Origin of the sequence: Methylobacterium sp. OAE515, from assembly GCF_041806315.1 — a bacterium.
Lineage (GTDB): Bacteria > Pseudomonadota > Alphaproteobacteria > Rhizobiales > Beijerinckiaceae > Methylobacterium > Methylobacterium tardum.
In genome coordinates, this window is sequence record NZ_JBGMUV010000001.1 from 3,816,084 (window position 1) to 3,840,752 (window position 24,669).

The 24,669-nt window shown below is 70.5% G+C and carries 12 protein-coding genes; 3 read left to right on the forward strand and 9 right to left on the reverse strand.

All coding sequences use genetic code 11. The features are described from left to right. Positions 1-44 precede the first annotated feature (44 nt). Both ABIE45_RS18665 and ABIE45_RS18670 read left to right on the forward strand, forming a co-directional pair. Positions 45-473: a hypothetical protein gene (locus ABIE45_RS18665; RefSeq protein WP_192709380.1), complete on the forward strand. Its 429-nt coding sequence runs from the start codon at positions 45-47 to the stop codon at positions 471-473. Positions 474-551: 78 nt separating this feature from the next. Then, the gene (locus ABIE45_RS18670) at positions 552-944 is read left to right on the forward strand and encodes a phage holin family protein (RefSeq protein ID WP_192709381.1); all 393 of its coding nucleotides are present in this window, start codon (positions 552-554) and stop codon (positions 942-944) included. A gap of 91 nt (positions 945-1,035) precedes the next feature. On the opposite strand, the gene ABIE45_RS18675 is transcribed toward ABIE45_RS18670, so the two are convergent. The 3 genes from ABIE45_RS18675 to ABIE45_RS18685 all read right to left on the reverse strand — a co-directional run bounded on the left by ABIE45_RS18675 (position 1,036) and on the right by ABIE45_RS18685 (position 7,055). Further along, entirely contained in the window at positions 1,036-2,739 is a 1,704-nt protein-coding gene (locus ABIE45_RS18675) for an HWE histidine kinase domain-containing protein (RefSeq protein WP_192709382.1), read from the reverse strand. A 442-nt stretch (positions 2,740-3,181) separates the two neighbouring features. Further along, positions 3,182-5,464: a TonB-dependent siderophore receptor gene (locus ABIE45_RS18680; protein WP_192709383.1), complete on the reverse strand. Its 2,283-nt coding sequence runs from the start codon at positions 5,462-5,464 to the stop codon at positions 3,182-3,184. A gap of 319 nt (positions 5,465-5,783) precedes the next feature. Next, complete coding sequence (locus ABIE45_RS18685; protein WP_192709384.1) at positions 5,784-7,055, reverse strand: alpha/beta fold hydrolase; 1,272 nt, start codon at positions 7,053-7,055, stop codon at positions 5,784-5,786. Between the two features lie 252 nt (positions 7,056-7,307). Between ABIE45_RS18685 and ABIE45_RS18690 the strand changes: the two genes are divergently transcribed. Continuing rightward, entirely contained in the window at positions 7,308-7,499 is a 192-nt protein-coding gene (locus ABIE45_RS18690; protein ID WP_192709385.1) for a hypothetical protein, read from the forward strand. Between the two features lie 66 nt (positions 7,500-7,565). On the opposite strand, the gene ABIE45_RS18695 is transcribed toward ABIE45_RS18690, so the two are convergent. The 6 genes from ABIE45_RS18695 to ABIE45_RS18720 all read right to left on the reverse strand — a co-directional run bounded on the left by ABIE45_RS18695 (position 7,566) and on the right by ABIE45_RS18720 (position 24,667). After that, entirely contained in the window at positions 7,566-9,203 is a 1,638-nt protein-coding gene (locus ABIE45_RS18695) for an acyl-CoA synthetase (protein ID WP_192709386.1), read from the reverse strand. Positions 9,204-9,887: 684 nt separating this feature from the next. Next, positions 9,888-10,130: a hypothetical protein gene (locus ABIE45_RS18700; RefSeq protein WP_373622461.1), complete on the reverse strand. Its 243-nt coding sequence runs from the start codon at positions 10,128-10,130 to the stop codon at positions 9,888-9,890. A 1,134-nt stretch (positions 10,131-11,264) separates the two neighbouring features. Further along, positions 11,265-12,242: a phytanoyl-CoA dioxygenase family protein gene (locus ABIE45_RS18705; protein WP_373622462.1), complete on the reverse strand. Its 978-nt coding sequence runs from the start codon at positions 12,240-12,242 to the stop codon at positions 11,265-11,267. A 901-nt stretch (positions 12,243-13,143) separates the two neighbouring features. Next, a complete protein-coding gene (locus tag ABIE45_RS18710) occupies positions 13,144-15,564 on the reverse strand; it encodes a condensation domain-containing protein (protein ID WP_192709389.1) in 2,421 nt (806 codons plus the stop codon). Continuing rightward, a complete protein-coding gene (locus ABIE45_RS18715) occupies positions 15,561-16,613 on the reverse strand; it encodes an alpha/beta fold hydrolase (protein WP_192709390.1) in 1,053 nt (350 codons plus the stop codon). The genes ABIE45_RS18710 and ABIE45_RS18715 overlap by 4 nt, the downstream gene beginning before the upstream one ends. After that, positions 16,610-24,667 (reverse strand): non-ribosomal peptide synthetase/type I polyketide synthase, encoded by an 8,058-nt coding sequence (locus tag ABIE45_RS18720; RefSeq protein WP_192709391.1) that lies wholly within the window; start codon positions 24,665-24,667, stop codon positions 16,610-16,612. The genes ABIE45_RS18715 and ABIE45_RS18720 overlap by 4 nt, the downstream gene beginning before the upstream one ends. Positions 24,668-24,669: the final 2 nt, after the last annotated feature.

The following is a 24,669-nucleotide window of genomic DNA, read 5'->3' on the forward strand; positions in this document are numbered from 1 at the left end:
TTCGCGGGTTTCCGGGGGGCGGGGCGGCAGGACGGGGGCGGGGGATGTCGGAGACCATCGATCGCGGGACGCTCGACCGGCTGATCGCCCGGGGGCAGGCCACCGGGGCGCTCGCGGCGGACGACCTGCGGGCCGTGCTGCCGGTGGAGCGCATGGAGGTCGACGACCTCGTCCTGGTGATGCTGGAACTCGAGGCGGCCGGAATCAGCGTCGAGCCCGAGGCCTTCGGGCCGCCGACAGACAGGCCGGTCTCGACCGCGCTGACCCTCCCGGCGCGGGATCCCGGGGTGCCATCCCCGATCCGGCGGACGGAGGGGGCCGGCACCGCTTCGTCCGGGGCGCCGGACCCGGCCCCGGTTCAGGCCGCCGGACCGGCCCGGCCCCCGGACGAGGCCGACGGCGCCACCCGGGCCGTCGTGCTGGCGGGCCTCGCGACGCTGCTGATCCTGGGCGCCGTGCTGCTGATGCTGTGAGACACCGGGGCGGAACGCTTCGGCCGGCGGCTCCGTTGGCCCGGGGCTGCTCAGCGCCTGAGAGGAAGAGTCCGCACGATGCGCCAACACCCCGACGGAACCCTGGCCCTGCTGGTCGCGGCCCTGCGCGCGGGAGCGGCCCATATCGAGGCGCTGCTGGAGCTGGCGCGGACCGAGACCGACGGCAACATCCGGGCGATCGTGTCGCTCATCGGCATCGTCGGGACCATCCCGATCCTGCTGATCGTCATCTTCTTCCTCGGCCTCGACGCGGTGGTGAAGCTGCTGGCGGTCCCGCTCGGCTCCGAGGCGCCGGCGGCGCTGATCGTCGCCGCGCCGTTCCTGATCGTGGCCCTCCTGCTCGGCTGGCTCGGGGCACGCCGGATGGCGCTCTCGAACCTCGAACCCTGGCGGACATGGCGGCAGGTGAAGCGGGACGCCCGGGAGATCGCGCGGACCACCGGGGCGTAACGTACGGACAACCGCACCCGCCGCGCGTCGTCCCGTTGCCCGGCACCGGGCGGCAGGCGGTCCCGGCCACCCCGCGCGGGCGACGCGGCGCCTAGCGCGTTGGGACCAGCATCGCGCTGAGAGCCGGTTCCAGCGGCACCTCAAGATCGCAGCGCAAGCCCTTGGTCTCAAAAGCGGGTTCGACGGTGCCGTCGAGCTCGCGCCGGACGCTGCCGGCGATCAGGCGCGTCCCGAAGCCGCTCCGGGTCGGGGCCTGGACCGGGGGCCCGCCGCTCTCCTGCCAGGTGAGCCGCAGGCGCTGCGCCCCGGCCTCGGAGGCGACGAGCGACCATCCGACCCGGACGCGCCCCTCCGGCACCGAGAGCGCGCCGTACTTGGCGGCGTTGGTCGTCAGCTCGTGGATGGTCATGCCGAGCGCCAGGACCTCCCGGGGCGACAGCGACACGGCCGGCCCGTCAAGGCCGATCTGGTCGTCGCCGGTCCGGTAGGGGCTGAGCTCGTTCTCGAGCACCTCGCGCAAGGGCGCGCCGGTCCAGGCCTCGCGGGTCAGGAGATCGTGGGTCTTCGACAGGGCCAGGATCCGCGCCTCGAGGGCCTTCTCGGAGCCGCGTGACTGGCGGGCGAGGGCCTGCACGGTGGCGAGCGTGTTCTTCACCCGGTGGTTCAACTCGTGGAGCATCGTCACCTGCAAGTCCTGCAGGGCGTGCCCGCGGTGGATCTCCGCATGGAGGTCATTGGTGCTGCGCTGGAGGGTGCCGGCCATGGCGTCGAGCTTGCTGCCGAGCCGGCCGAATTCCGTGCTGCCGCGCAGGCCGGTGCGGGCCGCGAGGTCGCCGGCCTGCCACGCCGCCGCCGTGCGCAGCAGGCGCTCGATCGGGCGACGGATGAACATCCGCCCGGCCATCAGCGCGGCCGCCAGGGCCAGCACGGCGCCCAGCGCGATCAGCACCAATCCCCGCCGGGTGGCGGCGTCGATATCCGCGAAGGCCGTCGCGCAGTCGCGGCCCACCGCCACGCGCACGCCCGCGAGCGGTCCGCCCGGCGTGACGGTGGCGATGATCCGCTCCCGGCCGTCGAGGCCCGCGGCGACGCGCACATCCGCACCTTGGGCTTCCAGCATGGCGACGCGCTCGGGCGGGATCGGCTTGCCGATCCAGGCCGCCGCGTCCGGGCGCCGGGCGATGATCAGGCCGTCGCGATCCGTGACGGTGATCGCCGTCTCGTCCTGGTGCAGGGCCTGCGCCAGGTGGTCGGAGAGCCAGTCGAGGTCGACGGCGGCCAGCAGGACGCCCCGGGGGCCGCCATCCGCCTGCGCGTCGTGTCCCACGGCCCGGGCGAAGTGGATCAAAGGACGATCCGAGACGTGGCGCATCGTGTAGCCGCCGACCGCGAAGCCGTCCGCCCCCAGGGCGCGGCGGAGATCGGCGCGCACGCCGCCCGCGGCGGCGCCCGGGCCCGAGCCGGCGCTGTCGCAGACGGGGCTGCCGTCGGGGTCGGTCAACGCGAGAAGGAGGATGTGCGGGAGCCGCGCGGCGGACCGTTTCAGGGAGGCGCCGCAGGCGGACGGATCGCGCGCCTGCACCGACGGATCACCCGCGATCAGGTCGAGGGCCTGCCGCATCCGCTCGGCGATCTGCGCGAAATCCTCCGCGACGGCCCGGGCGCTGGCGAGGGCGTCGGCGCGCAGGGCGGCGTTGCGGCTCGCCCGCAGGGCGACCTCGTTGTAGCCCTGGATCGCCAGGGCCGGGGCGAGCGCCAGCAGGACCAGCAGCAGGATCCGCGTGGTGAGCGACATCGGCGGTCAGTCGGGGCCGGCGATCATCGCGCGCACCCGCGCGGCTGCCCGGCCGAAGGCGGTCTCGTTCGGCGGCCCGGCCACGCGCCCGCTCTCCGCCGACTCGTCCGCACCCATCGGTTGCGTCCGGCGCCCGATCGCGGGGCGCCGGACGCGGCCGGCCGATCGGAGATCGCGGGAGCGAAGGCGGGACGCCGTCTCATCCCGGCCTTGTTGCAGAACCGGCCCGCCCTTGCCAGTGCACAGGCAGGCCCGCCTCGCGGCCCGGCGGGACCGATCGTCTCAGGGACCGCCGGACGCCGGTTCTGCCACGCCAAGCCCCATCATCCCGGGTGCCCGCGGGGCGGGCCGCGCAGGCGATCGCCCGGGAGGCCCGGGTTACGCAGCCGTCAGCGGGCGAAGCCCGGAGCACCGCCCCCTCGCGACGCCGCGACGCCCCGGCTCACCACTTGTAGCTGACCTTCGCCAGCACCCGGCGGGCATCGCCGTAGAAGCACGACACGTCCGACTGGCAGGAGGCGACGTAGCGCCGGTCGGCGAGGTTCGAGGCGTTCACCTGGAAGCGCCAGTTCTCGTAATCGTAGTGCACCTGGGCGTCGAACAGCACGTAGTCGGGCACCCGCAGGGTGTTGCCGACATCCGCGAACGAACTGCCGACGTAGCGCACGCCGCCGCCGAAGCCGAAGCCGCGCCACGGCCCGGTCGGGATGGTGTAGTCGGCAAACAGCGAGGCCAGGGTCTGGGGGATGTTGACCGGCGTCTTGCCGACCCGCACCGGATCGGGATCCTTCAGCGTGGTGAAGTCGAACTTGGTGAAGGACGCCACGAGGTTGAGGCCGTCGGCGACGTTGGCCACCAGCTGCGCCTCGAAGCCGGTGGAGCGCACCTCGCCGACCTGCGTCTGGAACAGCGTGTTCACCGGGTTGGGGGTGAGCACGTTGTTGCGGTGGATGTCGAAGCCCGCCAGCGTCAGGAAATAGCCCTGGCCGGGCGGCTCGAACTTGACGCCGCCCTCGACCTGATCGCCGGTATCGGGCCTGAAGGCCCGGTTGTTGATGTCGGTGCCGATCTCGGGCTGGAACGAGGTCGCGTACATGATGTAGGGCGCGAGGCCGAAGTCGAAATTGTAGATCGCCGCCGCCCGGTAGGTGAAGGCGCTGTCGTTGCGGCCGTTGGTGTTGGCCGGATTCAGGCGGTCGTAGACGGTGTTCTGGACGAAGTCCTGGCGGCCGCCGAGGATCAGGGTCAGCTCCGGCGTGAGCTTGATCTGGTCCTGGAAGTAGAGGCCGACCTGCTGGAACGAGTCGGCGTTGATCAGGTAGGGCGAGGCCGAGACCGTCTGCGGGCCGTAGACCGGCGCGAAGATGTTCAGGTTCGGGCCGGGGAAGCCCGAGGCCTGGTTGTCGTGGATCTGGAAGTTCCGGTACTCCACGCCCATCAGGAAGTCGTGCTGGAAGAAGCCGTCGGAGAACTTGGCCTCGGCCTGGGTGTCGACGTCGAGCTGCGCGATCTTGGCGTGATCCCGGAACAGGTAGCGGGCGAGCTGGGTCTGCAGCGGGTCGGCATAGCCGAGCTGGCCGATATACGAGTTCTGGTAGCTCTGCGTGAACGCGTAGCGGGCGTTCTGGCGCACCGCCCAGGTATCGTCGAAGACGTGCTCGAACTCATAGCCGATGAAGGCCTGGTCGCGCTGGTAGGTGTTGAAGCCGGCATCCCCCACGTTGAGCGAGCGCGGGATTCGCAGGCCCAGCACCGTGGGCCGCGCCGTGCCGTAATAGGGCAGGAAGTTCGAGGTCACCGCCGTGTTGTCGTGCTGGAAGCTCGACAGCACCGTGAACTTGGTCGACCCGTCCGGCTTATAGGTGAAGGCCGGGGCGATGTAGTAGCTGTCGTCCGGCGCGCCCTGGACCTGCGTGCCGCCGTTGCGGGCGTAGCCGGTCAGGCGGGTGAACCAGTGCCCCTCCTTGTCGGCCGGGCCGCCGACGTCGAAGGCGGCGTAGCGCTGGTCGAAGGAGCCGCCGCCGACCTCGATATAGCCGAACGGATCCAGGGTCGGGCGCTTGCTGATCTGGTTGATCAGGCCGCCGGGATTGCCGGCGCCGAACAGCACCGCGGAGGGGCCGCGCAGCACCTCGATGCGCTCCAGGCCGAACGTGTTCACCCGGCTGTAGGCGAAGCCGAAATTCAGGAGCTGCAGGCCGTTGAGGTAGAGGCCGTAATCGCTGACCACGAAGCCGCGCAGCTGGAAGAAGTCGAGGCGCGTGTCGGCGCCGAAGGTGCCCGCATAGGTGCCGGCGACGTACTGGGTCGCCTGGGTCAGGGTCTGGGCGTTCTGGGTATCGAGCTGCTGGCGGCCCACCACGGTGATCGATTGCGGCGTCTCGATCAGCGGCGTGTTGGTCTTGGTCGCGGTGGCCGAGCGCTTCGCCACGAAGCCGTCGATCGGTCCGGTCGGGCTCTCCACCGCGCGCGCGGCCGCTCCGGCCCGGGCCGCCGAGACCGGTGCGCCGCCGCCCTGACTCTCGACGCTGAGTTCCTCGAGCTGCACGCTGCTCCCGGCCGGCGGGCTCGAGACGCCGCGGCGCGGCGGCGTGGCGTCCTGCGCCAGCGCCGGGCTCGCGGCGGCCTGCGCCAGGACCGCGAGCGAGGCGCCGGCCAGAAGGGCGCGCAGGGTGGGGCGCCGGGTGGGGCGCCTGGCGCCGGGACGGGGGTGAGCGACTCTCATTGTACCTAGCCGTGTGCGACGCCGCGGGCAGCCGGTCGCGTTCGCCGGATCCGGGGCCGACGCGGTTGCCGTGCTGTTTAGAACTGTGATAAACTACTGTTTTTATTGGCGTTTCCGCCACCCGGACTACGGCCAGCCAAGCGCGGCCGCAAGCGGCCTTCGCGCGGAAGGCGACGGCTGTTGCTGCTGCGACACGCCTCGGTGGCGCACGGCCGGCCCAGCGCGCTCCGCCGGCACCGAGGCGCCCGGACAGTCGGGTGCCGCCGCCCTCGGGGTAGGGGGCTGGATCGCGGGCCGGGACCCTGTTGGACGCCCGGCGTTACTTCACCCGGCCGGCAAGCCAGCCGGCCAGCATGTCGGCCACGGCGTCGCTGTTGGTCTCCAGCATCATCATATGGCCGTTGCCGTGCAGATCCCGGTCGGCGAGGCGGATCACGTCGGGCTTGGCGCCGGCCTGGGTCAGAAAGGCCTCCGTGCACGTGTCGTAGGGCGCGTGGAAGGAGGCCTCCGCGGTGACCAGCACGGTCGGAACCTTCGCGAGGTTCGGCAGGGTCCGGACCGGCTCGCCCTGCAGCCAGCAGCGCACATGCCCGTCGGCCGCCTTGGCCTGCTGGGCCACGATCAGGTCCTCCGGCGCCTTCACGGGCGGGTCGAAGGTCAGCGGCATGCGGGTCAGCCCGTAGGCGCGGGCGCGGCCGTCGCCGGCCTTCTCCCAGAAATCCTTGCCGCCGCGGAACTGCACGTCGAAGAAGGGCGGCCCGCTCGGCTCGACCGAGACATGCGCCTTCACGAGGTCGGGGCGGGCATCCGAGACCGCCCAGCCGAACAGCGCCGCCTGGCCATGGGTCAGCAGGATCGCCGGCCCGACCTTGTCCAGCAGCGCCAGCAGGGCGGGATCGACCAGCTCCTCGGTCTGCTGGCTGTTGGCAAGGAACGGGACCTGGCTGGCGAAGAACTGGTCGAAGCCGGCATTCCCCTGCACGCCGGGCCCGCCCGGCCACCGGGTGTGGAGCTTGGCCTGCGGGTAGAGGTCGTAGATCTCCGGCGCCGTGTGGGTCCGCTCGAGGCTGCGGCTGCCGAGCCGGTCGTAGGGGCCGTAGACCTCCGGGTTGGTGCCCGAGCGCCCGCGCCCGACCTGATCGACCACGTAGACCTGAAAACCCTTCTCGACGAAATGCTGCACCCAGCCCGGGCGACCGTCCGCCGTGGCGAGGAAGTTCACGCCGGTCTGGGCGAGGCCGTGGACCATCACCAGCGGGTAGGGCTGCGTCACCCGCGCCGGCGTACGCGACTGCACGAACATCTGGCCGACCATCACGGTCTTGTCGCCGAGCTTCTGATAGCGGCCGCCGATGTAGAAGTAGCCGGCCCGGGTCACCGGCTCGTCCGGCGCCGGGCCGGACGGCGGGGCCGGTTCCCGCGCCGGGACCGGGACGGTTCCCGGAGGCGCGGCCTGCGACGCGGCCCGGATTGGGGCCGGAACCTGGACCGGGACCATTCCCTGCGCCTGGGATGGACCCACGGCCAGGACCGCTCCCTGAACGGCGAGCAGCACTGCGAGGGCGCCGTTCGCGATGCCGTTGCCGGCCATGCCGTCTCTCCCGATGCGCCCTGCGCCGCGCGGGCGCTTATTGCGGGAAACGGAACGCGCAGCCAGCCTCGAAAGCTGCACCGTCACGCGACGTGACGCGCCGCACGAGCCCGAACCCACGCGCATGCCAGGCGCGACCGCGGCGACGCTGGCGCCGCCGTCGCGGCGCGCCCACCTTGGGAGAGCACCGGCGCCGTGCGCGGCGCCTCTCGCCCGGATCGCCCGGGACGAGACCCAGCAAGGACTCCCGCCGTGGACCCCGCAACCGCCAAGACCCTGGTCTCCGCCGCCCTGGTCGCCTCCATCGCCCTGTTCAGCCTGATGTCGTTCCAGGCGTTCTTCGCCCAGATCCTGGCCGACCTCCGCGACGCCCGGTCCGCGCCGAAGCCCGTGCCCGTGCCCGTGCCGGTCCGCGCCGACCGCCGGACCCCGCCGCAGGCCTGAGCGGCCCGCCGGCCTGCTCAGGCCGGCAGCCGTCCTGGCGCGCAGCGCGGGCGGACGGCGTCTGGATCAGGCCCCGTCCTGCCGGGCCCGCGCGCGCAGGATGAACTTCTGAACCTTGCCGGTGGAGGTCTTGGGCAATTCCCCGAACACGACGTGGCGCGGCAGCTTGTAGGAGGCCAGCCGCCCCCGGCACCACTGGATCAGCTCGTCGGCGCTGGGCGTCGCGCCCGGCTTCAGCTCGACGAACGCGCAGGGCGTCTCGCCCCATTTCGGGTCGGGCTTGGCCACCACCGCGGCGGCGGCGACCGCCGGATGCTTGAACAGCGCGTCCTCGACCTCGATCGATGAGATGTTCTCGCCCCCTGAGATGATGATGTCCTTCGAGCGGTCCTTGAGCTGGACGTAGCCGTCCGGGTGCTTCACCCCGAGGTCGCCGGTGCGGAACCAGCCGCCCTTGAAGGCGGCCTGGGTGGCGGCGGGATTCTTGAGATAGCCGCGCATCACCACGTTGCCGCGCATCATCACCTCCCCGATCGTGGCTCCGTCGGCGGGCATCGGCTCCAGCGTCTCCGGATCGCGGACATCGAGCGCTTCCAGGACCGGATAGCGCACGCCCTGGCGGGCCTTCCGGGCCGCCCGCTGGTCGGCCGCGAGCGCGTCCCAGTCGGCGTGCCAGGCATTGACCACCGCCGGGCCGTAGCTCTCGGTCAGGCCGTAGAGGTGGGTGACGTCGAACCCGGCCTCCGACATGCCGGCCAGCACCGCCTCCGGCGGCGGCGCGGCGGCGGTGAAGAAGGCGACGCGTCGGGGCAGGTCGCGCCGCTCGGCATCGGGAGCGTTGATCAGCATCTGCATGACGATCGGCGCCCCGCAGAGATGCGTGACCGCGTGCTCATCCATCAGCCGGTACATCGCCTCGGCCCGGACCTGGCGCAGGCAGACATGGGTGCCGGCCACGATCGACAGGGTCCAGGGGAAGCACCAGCCGTTGCAGTGGAACATCGGCAGGGTCCAGAGATAGACCGGGTGCTGGCCGAGCCCGCCCGTGATGACGTTGCCGAGCGCCAGCAGGGCCGCGCCGCGGTGGTGATAGACCACGCCCTTCGGGTCGCCCGTGGTGCCCGACGTGTAGTTCAGCGTGATCGCGTCCCACTCGTCGTCCGGCAGATGCCAGTCGTGCTCCGGGTCTCCGCCGGCCAGGAAGGCCTCGAAGTCGGTCTCGCCGAGGCGCGCGCCGGGACCGTCGTATTCGGGGTCGTCGACGTCGATGACGAAGGGCTTCGTCGCGAGGCCGTCGAGGGCCGCGGCGGCCGTCTTGGCGAATTCGCGGTCGGTGATCAGCACCTTGGCCTCGCCATGCTCCAGGCAGAAGCGGATCGCGTCGGCGTCGAGGCGGGTGTTGAGGGTGTTGAGCACGGCCCCGGTCATCGGCACGCCGTAATGGCACTCGATCATCTCGGGGGTGTTGGCGAGCAGCGCCGCCACCGTGTCGCCGCGGCCGATCCCGCGCGCCGCCAGCGCCGAGGCGAGACGGCGCGCGCGGGCATAGAGGTCCCGGTAGGGCCGTCGCAGGGCGCCGTGGATGACGGCGACCTGATCGGGGAAGACCCGCGCGGCCCGGTCGAGATAGAGCAGGGGGGTCAGCGGCTGGTGGTTGGCCGGCACGCGGTCGAGGTCGCGGTCGTAGATCGTGTCGCGGGCCATCCCCGTCCTCCCGGCAAAGTGTTGCCGGGACAGTAGCTTGCCGGCGCGGATGCGATCAATCGGGCGCCTGCAGGGAACCCGGTCCGCGCTTTTGCCGTGAGAAGCCGGCGTTGTTTCGGGCGGCCGGGAGATGGGCTGCACGCGCCGAGGCCTGCTGCTGATCGCAGCGCGTCGAAACATCGGGTGGCGTCGACCGCTGCCGGAGATCGCGCGCTGGCTGGCGGACACCCGGCGCGTGCTTTGCACGCCCTGCACCGCGATCCGCCGCTTTGTCAGCCCCCTGTCCGGCTCGGGCCGGAGCCGGCCAAGGCCGTCAAGCAGGTTTGCTTCCACGCCCACGCGTGTTGAGCGGAGGATCGCGTGGGCGTGGAAGGCCAGCGCTTGGCTGGTGAGATCCGTCTGGGCCCGTATGGTTAACAAGGCCTTACCGAGACGTCTGGCGAACACCCGTCGAGCCGCTGCCGACTCTCGCGCAGCCGGCCAAGGCTGAGGCTTTGGCTCGGGTATCAAAGCGCGCGTCCGCTTCGGCGGGAGGCACGCGGCCGACCGGTCCGCGCCGTCGACGCGTTGAACCCGTCCACCGCTTCGCGGGTGGCGAACGCGAGCGCTTCGAACGAGCGCCATGGTCCGCGTCGGTGGATGACCTCCGCCCCGAACGGTCCGGTCGTCGTCTCGGCGAGAGAATTACTTCCGCTGTGAACGAGAGAACAGTCCGAGTGGCAGATGCGCGACCGTCAATCCTGTTTCGTCGCGCACGACGAGCGTCCAAATACTATCCACATCGAGAGCCTGCAGTTCATCGGCTATTTCGCCGATGACGGCTCGCGCATCGGACAACGCTTGCTCCAGGTCATCAGCCTCGACGCCCTCGTCGTCGCGAACCGTTTCCCGTCCATTATCGACGTCGAAGTAGAAACGCCTGAACATCCCTGCCCCCGACCATCGCACGTGCAGAAGGCGACTTTTATCAAGGCCCGCGAACCTGCACCAAGATACAAAGTCACCTACTCTGCAGAAGCCTTTCGGCAAGATGATGCAGGATTAAGGTTTGTCAATAGCTTTTAGGTGCTGACATGACAATCCTTTATAAGACAAGAAATGATGACGCCTGCGATTCCGCAAGCATCAGCAAGGTTCGCGCACATATACGTAAGATTCTATTGGACGCGATAGGCCAATCAAATCAGAAGCGGATCGAGACCATCGTTCTCGAGCTGTGCCCTTGAGCGATCGCCCCGGGGCGCCATCACGCAGCTTCTGTCGAAGCGGCACCCCGTTGTTCGATCGGGATCCATCTCGGAACGGCATCGCCGCCGAGCGGGCCGGGCCGCTCACGGACGGCCGGGCCCTGCGTCGCCCCTGTCTCGAAGCCATCCGGCGAATCGGCGCCACGGCGCGGTGACCGCCGCGATCCCGCACCAGACTTAACGGGAAACGCTCTGAATGCCCGCCATGACGCGCCCGGAACCCGCAGCTCGCCATGACTGCGAGGCGGCGGCAGAACGTTCGTCCGCGCGCTCAGGGGTGTGTCCCCCAATGCCGCTGATGCCTCCCGGCCCTGATCCGCGCCGCTCTGCTGACGGGGCGCGTCCCTCGCCGTGTGGCGGCAGCTTAGTTCGCGGCGCGCCAAGAGCCTGTGCACGCTGCCGGCGACACGGCATCGCTCTCGAACAAACCGGTGGCCGAGACGGCGGGCCTAACCGCGTGGGCGGCCGGAACTGCGCGCCGTAGAACCGATGCGGCCGAACGGAGAGATCGCTCCACCTGGGCTGGAGCATGCGGCTCTTCAACCCTGAATGAGTGCAGGACGCACACCGACAAGTGCTGCGGCCATCATCCGATCGCCCGAACCCCGCACATTGTCCGGAGTCTCGGTCAATCACCGAGCAGATGCACGGCCGGATGAGACGGGATGCCACTCATCCCGCCAGTTGTCACGGCCTCTGGTTTTTCAGCCGCGATTTATAATGCTTGGCTTGGGCGCCCATCAAGGACCGACGGCCGGCTGCTGCGGACGTGCCCGCTCTGGTGCTCCGATGGCCGCGCTGTATCCCGACGGGTCTAGACAGCCCGCCGCGCCGCGTTTCGATTGTTCGGGTCCATCCCCGCCACCGGCAGCGGCGGCGCATGCAGGCGATTGAGCCGGAAGCTGTCCTCGCCCCGCACAAGGATGCAGGGCAGACTCCGCTTGCTCACGACGACGGGCGCCGAGTCGTCGTGGCTCCAGATGTGGCTCTCGACGTCCGGCGCCATGTAGCGCGACAGCACGGCGGGACGCGGCGAGACGGTGTGGTTCGGCGGCACGCCGTGCCAGAGGCCGCCCTTCGTCAGGAAGTATTCGCCCGACTCAAGCTCCATCGTGACGAGTTCGTGCGGCGCGTTCTCGGGATGCGTCGCGTCGGCGAGCGCGAGCATGCTCGCGGCGTCGCGCAGGTCGCAGGCGCCGTTGCGCTGACTCTCGTGCAGCGAAACCTCGTAGCGATGCGTCCCCGGGATCAGCTGCAGCGCCCCGTTGTCGCTCGTCATTGGCGCGATCGCGAAGGTGATGTGGACGCCACCGACCATCTTGTTGTCGAAGTCCACGTGCCAATCCTGCCCCGAACTGCCGGGCTGCCGAACGATGATCCGGCCTTTCCAGAGGAGGATGTCGGGACCCAGGATGGACTCGACGTCGTCGAGCAGCTGGGGCTGCACCGCGAAGTCGTAGAGCGGGCGAAATGCCAGGTGACCGTCGACCTGTTGAAGACGGCGATCGCCGATCAACCGTGCCTTGGACAGGATACGGCCGAGAATACCGGGGTCTCGATGACCTTCGATGAAGCGGCGCAAGGTCTCGACCTGGGCCGTGTCACGCAGCGTGAACGGTCCGGCATAACCCAACGTGTTGAAGGCCGAGAGCGGTGCGAAGCGCTGACGGCCCGAGGATGGGGGCAGAACCGCAGCCAATGTCGTCGACATGTGCTCTCCTGCAGATCGAATGATCAAGCTTCGGGATTGTTTGAGCTGAGCCGGGGGGCCAGTGATGGCAGCGCCATTCACGATCGCCCCATGAAGCACGTCATCGCGAGATCGAGTTCGGATCCGCTTCGGGATTATCGCTTCGTCCTAAACGTGATTATGTCGATTCGTCGACGAAGCCGATTGACATAAGTCAATTGTCAGACAACAGCCAAGCTGTACTGAACCGATTTCGTACCTTAGATTAAGTCTAAATCGACACGATGTGCTTAATTTTTTCCATTAATAAGCTAAAATAGTCGTATGAGCACCATATACTCCAGAAACCTTCTGCTTTCCGAGAAGCACGCTCCGATCTCATATGTATTTCATCGAAACATAAACTTGCGAAAGAAGCGGTTCTTCTTTCTACGGAATGTCCTCTGCCCATCAAGTCGGGTTCGGCTGCGGGATCGGATTGATCCAGCGCGTTCCTGAACGCCACGCCTTGGCACGTGAGAGCGTATTCCAAGCCAGGCTGTTGACGGACTCCGTCGTGCAGCGGCCCTGCCCAGCGCCGGCACGGCAGGTCACACCGTCTTCCCTGCCCGAATCAGAGAGCATGATCGCTGGGTCGCCGCAGCGGCCAAAACGCGATTGTTCGGACCTCCGCGAGGCACATGCGGGAAGCGCCGTGCGGTGAGCGCGCCTCGTCCATCGGACCGTCAAGGGTCGATCCGGGGGCAACGAAGTGCGACGTGTGGACGACCCGTCCGGAGGTGCCTCGGAGCGCCCCGATGACCCTGCGCGCCGCCGCATCACGAGGCCCGTGTCATGAGCGCCTGACCTTGGCACGGCTCCCCGGGGGAAGCGACGTCAGGGACGAACAGCGCCAGCCGAGAACGACCAAGCGGTTCGATCCCCAGAGGTGAAGATCTGTCCGACGATGCCCCACACACGGCGCAGAGGCCCCGCGCGGCGGCCGGCCATGATCGTCTGCGCCTCACGCGGTCGCAGGTTCTGGGGCGCCGGCGTCCTCGAGGCGGGCGAGTGTCTGGCGCACCGCCGCGGCGACGTGTTGGACCGACTCGCCCTCGAAGATGGTGAAGTGGTTTCCAGGTGCATCCCGGATCTCGAGGCGCCCCGTTGCGAGCTCGCGCCATCCGAGGGTCGGGTCCAAGAACAGTCCCGTGGGCTCTCCGAGGGCGCGCACCACGAGGATGGTCCCGCTGTAGGGTGCGATCCGGTGCTGAGACAGCCGGTCCTTCAGCCAGAGGACACGCTCGAGTTCCGCGTCCGGGACCGCCGACGGGGTGGGCCGGCCGAGCCGAAGCCGGAGCTTCTCGAGGAGCCGTGTCAGGGGCAGCTGCCCGCGCAGGAGCTTGGCGAGCGCCATTTGCCAGCGGATCAGGCGGTAGGACATGTTGATCAGGAAGGCCTCGCGCCGGGTGCGGCGGGCGAGGTGGCCCGGCGCCCAGCCGTCGACCGCGATGACGCAGGCGACGTCCGCGCCGTCCCGGACCAGTTGCTGGGCCGCCTCGTAGGCGAGATGACTGCCGAAGCAGTGGCCGAGAAGGATGTAGGGACCCTGGGGCTGGGCCCGGCGGATGCCCTCGACGTAATGGGCCGCCACCGCGGCAAACGAGAGCGCGGGATCGCCGTTGATATGGGCGGCTGGCATGACGCAGAGGAAGGGCCGGTCGGCGCCGATCCGCTTCGCCAGGTCCTGGAACAGGAAGGGATTGTCGAAGGCGATGATTGGGGTCGCGGCGCCGTGCGGCTGCAGGGCGACCACGGAGGCGAGCGCGTCGCGCGGGGCCGTGGCTTTCCGGATCACGTCGGCGAGCGCACGCACGGTCGGGTTGCCGAGAAACCGATCGATCTCGAGCCGCACCTCGAAGGTCTGCTGGATGCGGGCGATGAGCCGGAACGCGCTCAGGGAATGGCCTCCGGCGTCGAGGAAGCCCGCCTCGTCGCTGCCCGCGCCGAGGGTCGCCCGCCACAAGGGGAGCAGGCGCCGAACGACGTCGTCAGCCTGGTCGACTGGGCGTGCGACGGAAGACGGTGCCGCCACGGCCTCCGCGGCGGCCCGCGCGGCAAGCTGTGGGATCGGCCGCCGGGGGTCGTCGAGCGCCCCGGTCAGGAGCGACAGCGTGTCCTCCAGCATCGCGACCACGGTCTCCGGCCGGTAGAGGACGGTGTTGTACTCGCAGGAGAAGCGCCAACCCTCCGTCCGCTCGACGAAGAAGAAGTTCAGGTCGAACAGGGCCCCGGCCGACTGCGAGGGCACGCCGCGCAGCAGGAGGTTCTCGCACCGGACCTCGTCGAAGGCCCGCTGCTGTATGACGTTGATCGAGAACAGCGGATGCCGGCTCGGGTCCCGTTCCGGCTTGACGATCTCGATGATCGTCTCGAGCGCCGTGGTGCCGTTCTCGAGGGCGCCCTGCAGGGTGTCGGCGACGCGCGCCAGCGCCTCCGCGAAGTTCTGCACGCCGGCGAAGTCGGTCCGCAGCGCCAGCGTGTTGATGAAGGGTCCGACGACGTTCTCGAGCTCGACCTCGTAACGGCCTGCGACCTGGGTGCCGACGATCACGTCGTCGCTGCCCGCGCGGGCGCGCAGCACGAGCAGCAGCCCCGTCAGCATCGTGGTGAACCACGTCGCGCCGCTGGCCCGCGCCACGCGGTCTGCCGCGGCGGTCAGGGCGGGGCGCATCAGGATCGACGTGATGGCGCTGTCGCGCGTCAGGGCCGGCGGGCGCGGGAAGTCGGTGGCGATCTCGAAGCGGCGGAAGCCCGCCAGGCGTGCGCGCCAGTAAGCGTCCGCGGCCGCCCCCTCGCCGAAATCGGAGAGGGCCTGCTGCCACAGGGCATAATCCGAGTACTGAACCGGAAGCTCGGGCAGCGCTGCCGGCGTCCCGCCGATGAGGCCGTCGCACAGGGTGGCGAATTCCCGGGCGAGAATCCCCATCGACCAGCCGTCGGCGACGATGTGGTGGGCCGTGATCAGGAGGAAGCTTTCCTGCTCGGAGAACCGGAGCAGCTGCGCGCGCATCAGGGGCGCACGCGACAGGTCGAAGGGCCGCCGGGCTTCCTCCGCGGAGATCCGGTCGAATTCCCGCTCCACCGTCCCCAGAAGCCGCAGGTCGAGTTCGGGCACGTGCAGGTCCGCCGTGGGATAGACGCGCTGGACGGGGCCGTTCTCGCCTTCCACGAAGGCTGTGCGCAGGATCTCGTGCCGGGCCACGAGTTGCCGGAGCGCGAGACCCACGATGGTTCCGCTCACGGGCCCGACCAGCGACCAGCGGAGCGCGATGTTGAGGCCGGCGTTGCCGGGCGCGAGGAGCTCGGCCACGAAGAAGCGTTCCTGCACCGGTGTGCAGGGAAATTCGCAGCAGGTGCGCTGCGCCGATTGCAGCTGTGTCATCGCGAGATCCTGCGGGATGAAGCCATGATGGCGGAGGTCGCGAGCGGACGCGCGAACAGCGTCGCGCCCTCCGCGGAATGCGGCCATGCGCGGAAACGGATTCGGGGCGAGGGGTGCGTCGCCTCCGAGATTTCGGCGGCGCTGCCGCGCAGGGACCGGGCGAAGAAGGCTGCCGCGTAGGCCGAGATCACGCTCCGGATCTCGGGATCGCCCCCCGCGCCCGAGAAGCTCTCGTGGGTGGCGTGCGGGATCTCGATCGCGAACCCGCCCGATCGCAGCTGCCGAAGCTGCCGGTCGCTGTCCTGCGCGTCCTGGATCGCGTGGGTACGACGGCCCGGATCGCCCCCGGCGAGCGCCTTGGCCGACGGCGGATCCAGGGAATCGGTGATGACCATGTAGGGGGCGGAGAAGACCGGGGCGGCCGGATTCCCGAACAGCCAGCCATCGAGGTTCAGAACCGCGCGGATCCGCCGGTCCGCGCTGGCCGCCTCCGCCGCCGCGGCGCCGCCGAAGGAATAGCCGATCACGCCCGCGAGATGCGGGTCCAGGCGATCCACGCGGTCGCCGGGCAGCAGCGCGCGTCCGGTATCGGCTAGCCAGTCCAGGGCAGCCTGGATGTCGCCGGCTTGCAGGCGGACCTCGACCTCCGCGAGCAGGCGGGTGCGCTGGCCGGCCAGTTCCGAGCGGAAATCCAGGCCGGCGAAACCCGGGGCGGGGAAGTCGATGCCGATCACGACGAAGCCCTGATCGGCGAGGCTGCGGAGGAGATCCGCGTTCTCGCGCGCGCGGCCGCCCCAACCGTGGGCATAGACGAGCGGCGGCAAGGGGCCCGTCACCGGGCCGGACGGCAGCCAGACATGGATCCCGATCCTGCGAGCCGGACCGGGCTGCTCGTTCGGGAGCCGCGCACGCACGACGTGCGCGGCAAGATCCGGTTCAGCCCCCGCACCGGTGACGCGCCCGATCAGCGTGCCCTCCAAGAGCAGCGCCAAGGTCGCCAGCAGCAACGACCGGCGCCAGCGATAGCGCCTGGGCCAGCCGATGCTCACAGGAGTTCCTCGGACCGCAGGTGACCGCCGTTCGCCCCCGCGCGCCGCGCCGCGCGGGCGACGCCGACGAGCGTCGGCCTGCTGCGCACCTGAACCGGCGCCACGTCGCTCTCGGCGGCGATGGCCGACACGCAGCGATGGAGGAACAGGTCCTTCGCGGTGGTCCGAATGCCCGCCTGATGTGCGCGCGCCACGATCCGGAAGACCTGAAGCGAATCGAGGCCGAAGGCGAACATGTCGTCGTCGATCCCGATGGCCTCGATGCCGAGGACCTCAGTCACGATCGCGGTCAGCGTCCGCTCGGTGGGCGTGCCGGGCGCCCGCCCGCCCGTGGAGAGGGGCGCCGCGTCCACCGCGGGCACCGCGTCGAGCCCGGGGAGGCGTTTGCGGTCGACCTTGCCGGCCGGCGAGAGCGGGAGCGCCGCCAGCGGCACGAACAGGCTCGGGATCATGTAATCGGGCAGGTGCCGGCCGAGGGCCTCGCGCAACGCCGCGGTCGTGACGGGCCCGTTCGCCTCGGCGAAGTAGCAGACAAGCCGCTGCTCGCCCGTGACGTCTTCGCGCAGCGCCACGGCACAGGCGCCCAGTCCCGCATGCCGCGCCAGGACCGCCTCGATCTCCTCGGGCTCGATCCGGAAGCCGCGCAGCTTCACCTGATGGTCCGCGCGACCGAGGAGCCGGATGCTGCCGTCGGCTTTCCGGCAGGCGAGGTCACCTGTCCGGTAGAGCCGCGCACCGGCCGCCGTGGAGAACGGATCGGCGATGAACTTCTCGGCGGTCAGATCCTCGCGATGGAGGTAGCCGCGCGCGAGCCCGGCCCCCCCGATATGGAGCTGGCCCCGGACCCCCACCGGCAGCAACGCGCCGGCGCCGTCCAGAACGTGGAGCTGCGTGTTGTCGAGCGGGCCACCGATCGTGATCGGCGCCTCGCCGGCCTCCACCCGGCCCACCGAGGACCAGACGGTGGTCTCGGTCGGCCCGTACAGGTTCCAGAGTTCGCCGCCACCCGCCAGCAGGGCGCCGGCCAGGTTCCGGGTCAGCGGCTCGCCGCCGCAGAGCATCCGGAAGCCGGGCCTGGACTGGAAGCCCGCCTCCACAAGCATCTGCCAGCGGCTCGGCGTCGCCTGCATCACGGTGGCGCCGCTCGCGCGCACGAGGTCCAGCAGCGCGAAGGTGTCGGACAAGGTCCGGCTCGTGGCGAGGATCACCCGACCGCCGGCGCAGAGCGGCGCGAACAGCTCGAGCACCGCAATGTCGAAGGACACCGTAGTCACCGCAAGCAGAGCGTCATCCGCACCGAGGCCGGGCTCGCGCAGCATCGAGATCAGGAAATTGACCACCGATCCGTGGGAGATCTCGACGCCCTTGGGCTGACCGGTCGAGCCGGACGTGTAGATCACGTAGGCCGGCTGGGCCGGGTCGAGGTCAACCTGCGGAGCCGCCGTGTCCTCTTGGTCGATCGTCGGCGCATCGGCCGCCAGATCGATCAAGACGGCACCGTCGGGCCAGGCGAGGTCGTGCGGGAGCTCGGAGGCGCCGCCTGCCACGAGGAGACCGGCCACGTCGGCATCGGTGAGGATGTGCCCGATGCGCGACGCGGGATGGCTCGGATCGAGCGGCACGTAGGCGTAGCCCGCCTTCATCACCGCGAGGAGCGCGATGAGCATGTCGGGCGAGCGCTCGACCAGGACCGCGATGCGGCCGCCCGGTCGCCCGTCCAGCCTGCGCCTGAGGTGATGGGCGACTTGGCTCGACCGGCGATCGATCTCACCGTGGGTGCGCATGGTGCCGTCGTAGACGAGGGCAGGGCGATCCGGATCCCGCGCCCCGGCCGCGACCAGGGCCGGCACGGACAGGCCGGGAACGGCGCGGACCGGACCCGCGGCGACCCGCAGCAACTCCGCCCGCTCGCGCGTGGACAGGATCGGCAAGGTGTCGACCCGCTCGACCGGGTTCGCCACGGCCGCTTCGAGGAGCGTCCGGTAGTGACCGATCCAGCGCTGAACCGTCTCCTCGTCGAAGAGGTCCCGGCTGTAATCCACCTCGATGCGGATGCCGTTCCTGGTCTCCACGAGATTGAAGAACAGGTCGAAATTGACGAAGCGCTTTGGGTTGGCTTCGACCTGGACCCCCAGATCCACGAAGGCGAGGTCGGAGGCGACGCGCTCGAGATTGAACTGCACCGTCGTCAGGGGCAGACGGTTCACGTCCCGGGGCAGGCCGAGGGCGCGCACGATCGTGCCGAGGGTGCAGTTCTGCTGATCTTGGGCCTCGAGCAGCGCGCGCCGCGCCTCCACCATCAGCGTGGCGAAGGCGGTCTCGGCGTCCCACCGGGCCCGAAGGGGCAGAAGATTGACGCAGTGGCCGACGAGGACCTGATCCTCGACGAGGGACTGGCCGGCGAACGGCACCGCGACGACGACGTCCCGCTCGTCGAGGAGGCGGCCCAGCAGGGTCTGGAAGCCCGCGAGGAGGGTTGCGAACAGCGTGCAGCCCCGTTCGGCTCCGACCGACCGGAGGGCGCTCACCAGCGCCCCGTCGAGCTGGCCGCAGGTCATGGAACCGGAGAACGTCCTGATCGGCGGGCGCGGCCGGTCGCCGGGCAGTTCCATGGCGGACGGCAGGTCGCGCAGGACCTCGCACCAGTAGCGCGTGGCCTCGGAGAGTTCCGGCGTGGCGCGCGCCTCGGCCTGCGCGGCGGCGTAGCGGCTGAACGGCAGAACCGGGCCGAGTTCCGCCGGGGCTCGGCCGATTGCCTCGGCGTAGAGCGCGGCGAGCTCCTCCACGATGACGTTGATCGACCAGCCGTCGCAGACGATGTGGTGCGCCGTCAGCACGAGCACGTGCTCATCCGGCGCGAGGCGCACGAGGCTTGCGCGGCAGGGCGATCCCGCCACGAGGTCGAAGGGCAACGCCGCCTCGGCCTCGATGAGGCCGCGCAGGGCCTCGCTGGCGGCCTGGAGCGGCTGGCCCGAGAAGTCCAACACCACCAGAGACGGGGCGACCTCGGAGACGAGCAGCGCGTCGCCGACCGGGCTGAACCGGCACCGCAGCGCGTCGTGCCGGGCCATCACCTCGGCGAAGGCCTCCGTGAAGGCGGCCGCGTCGAGCGGACCGCGCAGGCGGACGCTGACCGATTCGTTGAAGGCGCACGAGGTCGCGTCGCCGAGCTGGGCCGCGAGCCAGACCTCCAGCTGAGGCTCAGTGAGCGGGGCTTGCTCCAGCGAGGCGGGGATCTCGGCCCGCGCCGCGGCCGGCACCGGGAGCTCTGCCGGCGTCGTGAAGTCCGGTGTGTCGGCCGCCGCCCGGCCGGCCAGGATCCCGACCGCCCGCAGGGCGTCCAGCGACTCGCGGAAGGCCGTGACGAACGCGTCGAGATCCGCGTCGGAATGGGCCGTCGTCAGGAAGCACGGGAAGCCTTCCTGGATGTAGATGTCGCGCAGCCGCAGGTGGTAGTAGAGCAGGCTCGCGAGCCGGTCCTCGGCCGCGAAGGAGAAGTAAAAGAGGCTGCCGAACGTCTCGATGCGGCTCGCGATCCCGCGCTCCTCGAGCAGGGTGTTGAGACGGCCGACGAAGCCGCGCGCGCGCCGCCCGAGCTCCTCTTGGAGGGCAGGCCCGACCGCCTTGAGGTGACGGAGCACCGCGCGGGCGGAGGCCAGGGCCAGCGGGTGTCGCACGAAGGTCCCGGCAAAGAACGTGACGCCGACCTCGGGGGCGGACTCGTCGCCGAAGCGCCAGTCGCCGCCGTCGAGCGCATCCATGAAGCGGGACTTGCCGGCGAGGATGCCGATTGGCATGCCGCCGCCGACCACCTTGCCGTAGGTCGCCATGTCGGCGCGGATGCCCAGCACCGTCTGCATCCCGCCCGGGTGCATGCGGAAGCCGGTGACGACCTCATCGAAGATGAGGGCGATCTCGGCGGCTTCGGTCAGCGCGCGAAGCGCTTGCAGGAAGTCGGTCGGGCAGAGGCCGGGATGCCGGCTCTGCACCGGCTCCACGATCACCGCGGCGATCTCATCGCCGTGGGCACGGATCCAGTCGAGCGCGGCGGGATCCGCGTATTCGAGGACCATCATGCTCCCGACATTCGGGCTCGGGATCCCGGGCGCCGCCGGCAGCGCGCGCTCCGCGCCGGAACGGCCGCCGCGCTTGACCAGTACCTCGTCGAACTGCCCGTGGTAGGAGCCGGAGAACATCACGATCCGGTCGCGCCCGGTGACGCAGCGCGCGATCCGCATCGCCGCCATCACGGCTTCCGAACCCGTGTTGCAGAAGGTCGCCCGCTCGTTGCCGGTCAGCTCGCAGACGAGGTCGGCGACTTCGCCGGCGAGCGCGGTCTGGGGCCCGATCTCGAAGCCCTTGTCGAGCTGCGCGCGCACCGCCTCGACGACGAGATCGGACCTGTGCCCGAGGAAGGTCGGGCCGAAGCCGTTGAGGAAGTCGATATACGTGTTGCCGTCGATATCCCACAGGCGCGAGCCGCCCGAGCGGTCGGTGACGATCGGGTAGATCATCTCCTTCCACTCGGCGCGGAACCCCGACACGGCGCGGGGATCGGCCAGCACCTTGCGATGCCGTTCGGTGAAGGCTTTCGAGCCGGCGGTCTTGCGGGTGTAGCGCGCCACCAGATCGGCGATGTGACGCTGCTGCGCGGGCGTCAGCTCGAGATCGCCGCGCGCCTGACCGCCGCCTTTGAAGATCTCGAACCGGTTCGGCGCCTCGGCGGGCTTGTCGGCCCGGGGCGGGCTGCCGGCCTTCGCGGGCGCGTCCGGGATTGCCGGGACGGCCGGGACGCGGGCGTGCACGGGCGGGGAGGCCTGTGCGCCGTTGAGCACCTTGAGCTGCTGCGCGACGAGTTCGCTCATGACACGCAGCTGTTCGCGCATCAGCCCTTCGAGACCCGGCGTGCCGACCGGCGACGCGGCGCCCACGGCGCCCGCCGTCGCGGCGGGCGCCGTGGGCGCCGTGGGCGCCGCGGGCGTCGGGACTTCCGCGGGGCCCGGCTGCGGGACTGCAGGCGCCGCGTCCCGGAAGGCGGTCGGCGGCAGCGCGGCGAGAACGTGCTGCGTCAGCGCGTCGAGGGTCGAGAGGTCGCCGAGCAGCTGGCGGAACGCCACCTTCAGGCCGAAGCGCGCCTGGATCTTGCTGGCCGCCTGGGTGAGAAACAGCGAGTCGAACCCGAGTTCGAGGAAGCTCTTTCTCGGGGCCTGCGCGATATCCTCACCCGACAAGTCGGTGAAGATCGCGGCGACCGCCTCTCGGACCTTCGCTTCACGCCCGTCCTGCATCCGCTCCTCCTCCCTCTCGGTCGACACCGGCATCAGCTTCGTTTCCGCGGCCGGCGGCGCAGCCGGCCCGGTCAGCGGGGTCCCGGCCATCGCGGCGCCGGACCAGGGTCTGGCCTCGATCCAGTGGCTCTGGCGCTCGAACGGATAGGTCGGCAGCGAGACCCGCCGCGGCCCGTCCCCGTGGAGCCTCCGCCAGTCCGGCTTGGCGCCGGCGACCCAGGCCCGTCCGAGCGCGCCCAGGAACGCCGCGCGGTCGTCACCGTCGCCCCCGGCCGCCATCAGGGACGGTACGACGGTCACGTCCGGGCGCCGCACGCAGGCCTGCATGGCGAGCGTCGTGAGCGCCTGTCCGGCACCGGCCTCGATCAGGATCGCGGGCGTCTCGCCGACCAGGGTCAGGACGCCTTCGTGGAAGCGCACGGTCTCGCGCGCGTGCCGCGCCCAGTATTCGGCCGACGTCGCCAGCTCTGCGCTGATCCAGGTGCCGGTGACGCAGGAGATGTACGGCGCGCAGGGCGGCCGCAGCTCGACCGTCCGGAGGAGATCGTGCAGCCGATCGACTATCGGCTCCATCATCGGCGAATGGAAGGCGTGCGAGGTGTGCAGGCGGCGCGCCATCACGCCGTCGGCGGCCAGGGCCGCTTCGAGCGCGGCGATCCCCTCGTATGGGCCGGACGCCACCGACAGGGCCGGCCCGTTGACCGCCGCGACGGCGACCCCGTCGGGCAGGCGCGGCGCCAGGTCCGCCTCGGGCAGCCGGACGGCGAGCATCGCACCGCCAGGCAGGTCGTTCATCAGCCGTCCGCGGGCCGCGACGACGCGCAGGGCGTCCTCCAGGGTCAGCACGCCGGCGAGGTGGGCGCTGACGAACTCGCCGACGCTGTGGCCGATCGTGGCGCGCGGCGCGAGCCCGAGGGTCTGCCAGAGCCGGGCGAGGGCGTAGGAGACGCTGAAGAGCGCGGGCTGCGCCATCGCGGTCGAGCGCAGGGCCTCCGCGGCCGCGTCCGGCGGCATGTCGTAGAGGACGCGGCGGAGATCGATGCCCTCGTGGCGTTCGAGGAACGCGGCGCAGCGATCGATGTCGGCGCGGACGCTCGCCACGCCCTCGTAGAGACCCCGCGCCATGCCGGGATGCTGCGAGCCCTGGCCGGGGAACATGAAGGCGATGTCGGGCGGGTCGGCGGGCGACGCCGCGCCGGGCGACGGCGCCTCCCGCAGCGCGCGGATCGCCGTCGCGCGGTCGTCGGCGACGATGGCGGTGCGGTAGGGGAAGGCGCGGCGCCCCACCTGAAGCGTGAAAGCGGTGTCGGCGAGCGTCGGCGCATCGGGTGCCGTGAGCCGATCGGCCAGACGGCCCCGCGCCTCGGCGAGCGCTTCGGCGCTGCGTGCCGAGACCAGCAACACCTGCGGACCGGCCGCGTCCTCGACCACCTCTTGAGCGGGCGCCTCCTCGAGCACCAGATGGACGTTGGTGCCCCCGACGCCGAACGCGCTGACCCCGGCCCGACGGACGCCGTCCCGCGCCGGCCATTCGCCGAGGGCGGTGTTCACGAAGAAGGGACTCGCCGCGAAGTCGAACCGCGGATTCGGCGTCCGGAAATGCGCCATCGGCGGCAGGCGCCGGTGTTTGAGGGCCAGGCAGGTCTTGATCAGCCCGGCGGTTCCCGCCGCGACGTCGAGGTGCCCGATATTGGCCTTGACGGAGCCGAGGGCGCAGAACTGCCGGTCGCCGGTCGAGGCGCGGAAGGCCTTCTCCAGACCCGCCAGCTCGATCGGATCGCCGAGCGGTGTGGCGGTGCCGTGGCACTCGACGTAGCCGATGGTGTTCGCGTCGACGCCGGCCATGGCGTGGGCGGCCATGATGCAGGCCGCCTGGCCGTCGACGCTCGGCGCCGTGTACCCGACCTTGGTGGCGCCGTCATTGTTGACGCCGAAGCCGCGGATCACCGCGTAGATCGAGTCCCCGTCCCGAACGGCGTCGTCCAGCCGCTTGAGCAGGACCACGGCCGCGCCGCTGCCGAACACCGTGCCGGTCGCTTCGGCATCGAAGGGCCGGCAGGTGCCGTCGGCCGACACCATCCCGCCGTCCTGATGCAGGTAGCCGCGCTTCTGCGGCAGGCTGATCGAGACGCCGCCGGCCAGCGCCATGTCGGCCTGGTAGAGCAGCAGGCTCTGGCACGCCTGCGTGACGCACAGGAGCGAGGTCGAGCACGCCGACAGCGACGTGATGCTCGGACCGCGCAGATCAAGCTTGTAGGACGTCTTGGTCGCGAGGAAATCTTGCGCGGCGCCGACGAGCGTCGGATAGCCGCCGACTTGGTATTGATTGGTGAAGTCGTCGATGACGCTTCGCGCGGTGCAGACGTTGTTGAGAAAGTAGGTCGGGACGCTGCACCCGGCGAAGACGCCGATGGAGCCGGAACAGGCGGCCGGGTCGTAGCCGCCGTCCTCCAGGGCTTCCCAGGCGCATTCGAGGAAGACACGGTGCTGCGGATCGGTGAGCTGGGCCTCCCGCGGGTACATCCCGAAGAAGCCCGCGTCGAACTGATCGACATCGTCGATGATGGCACGGGCCCGGACGAAATTCGGCTGGGCGCGGGTTTCGGGCGGGAAGCTATCCTCAAGGTCCGCCTCGCCGAACCGGGTGATCGAGTCGACGCCGGTTGTCAGGTTCGACCAGAGCTGGTCGACAGTCCGCGCACCTGGAAACCGGCCGGACATGCCGATGACGGCAATGCCCTCGAGCAGCATGCCTGAATCGTCCATCG

Bases quoted from the DNA above. Each gene is read 5' to 3' on its own strand.
- ABIE45_RS18670 (WP_192709381.1), top strand. From the start codon at position 552: ATGCGCCAACACCCCGACGGAACCCTGGCCCTGCTGGTCGCGGCCCTG.
- ABIE45_RS18695 (WP_192709386.1), bottom strand. From the start codon at position 9,203: ATGGCCCGCGACACGATCTACGACCGCGACCTCGACCGCGTGCCGGCC.
- ABIE45_RS18700 (WP_373622461.1), bottom strand. From the start codon at position 10,130: ATGTTCAGGCGTTTCTACTTCGACGTCGATAATGGACGGGAAACGGTT.
- ABIE45_RS18665 (WP_192709380.1), top strand. From the start codon at position 45: ATGTCGGAGACCATCGATCGCGGGACGCTCGACCGGCTGATCGCCCGG.
- ABIE45_RS18680 (WP_192709383.1), bottom strand. From the start codon at position 5,464: ATGAGAGTCGCTCACCCCCGTCCCGGCGCCAGGCGCCCCACCCGGCGC.
- ABIE45_RS18710 (WP_192709389.1), bottom strand. From the start codon at position 15,564: ATGACACAGCTGCAATCGGCGCAGCGCACCTGCTGCGAATTTCCCTGC.
- ABIE45_RS18720 (WP_192709391.1), bottom strand. From the start codon at position 24,667: ATGGACGATTCAGGCATGCTGCTCGAGGGCATTGCCGTCATCGGCATG.
- ABIE45_RS18675 (WP_192709382.1), bottom strand. From the start codon at position 2,739: ATGTCGCTCACCACGCGGATCCTGCTGCTGGTCCTGCTGGCGCTCGCC.
- ABIE45_RS18685 (WP_192709384.1), bottom strand. From the start codon at position 7,055: ATGGCCGGCAACGGCATCGCGAACGGCGCCCTCGCAGTGCTGCTCGCC.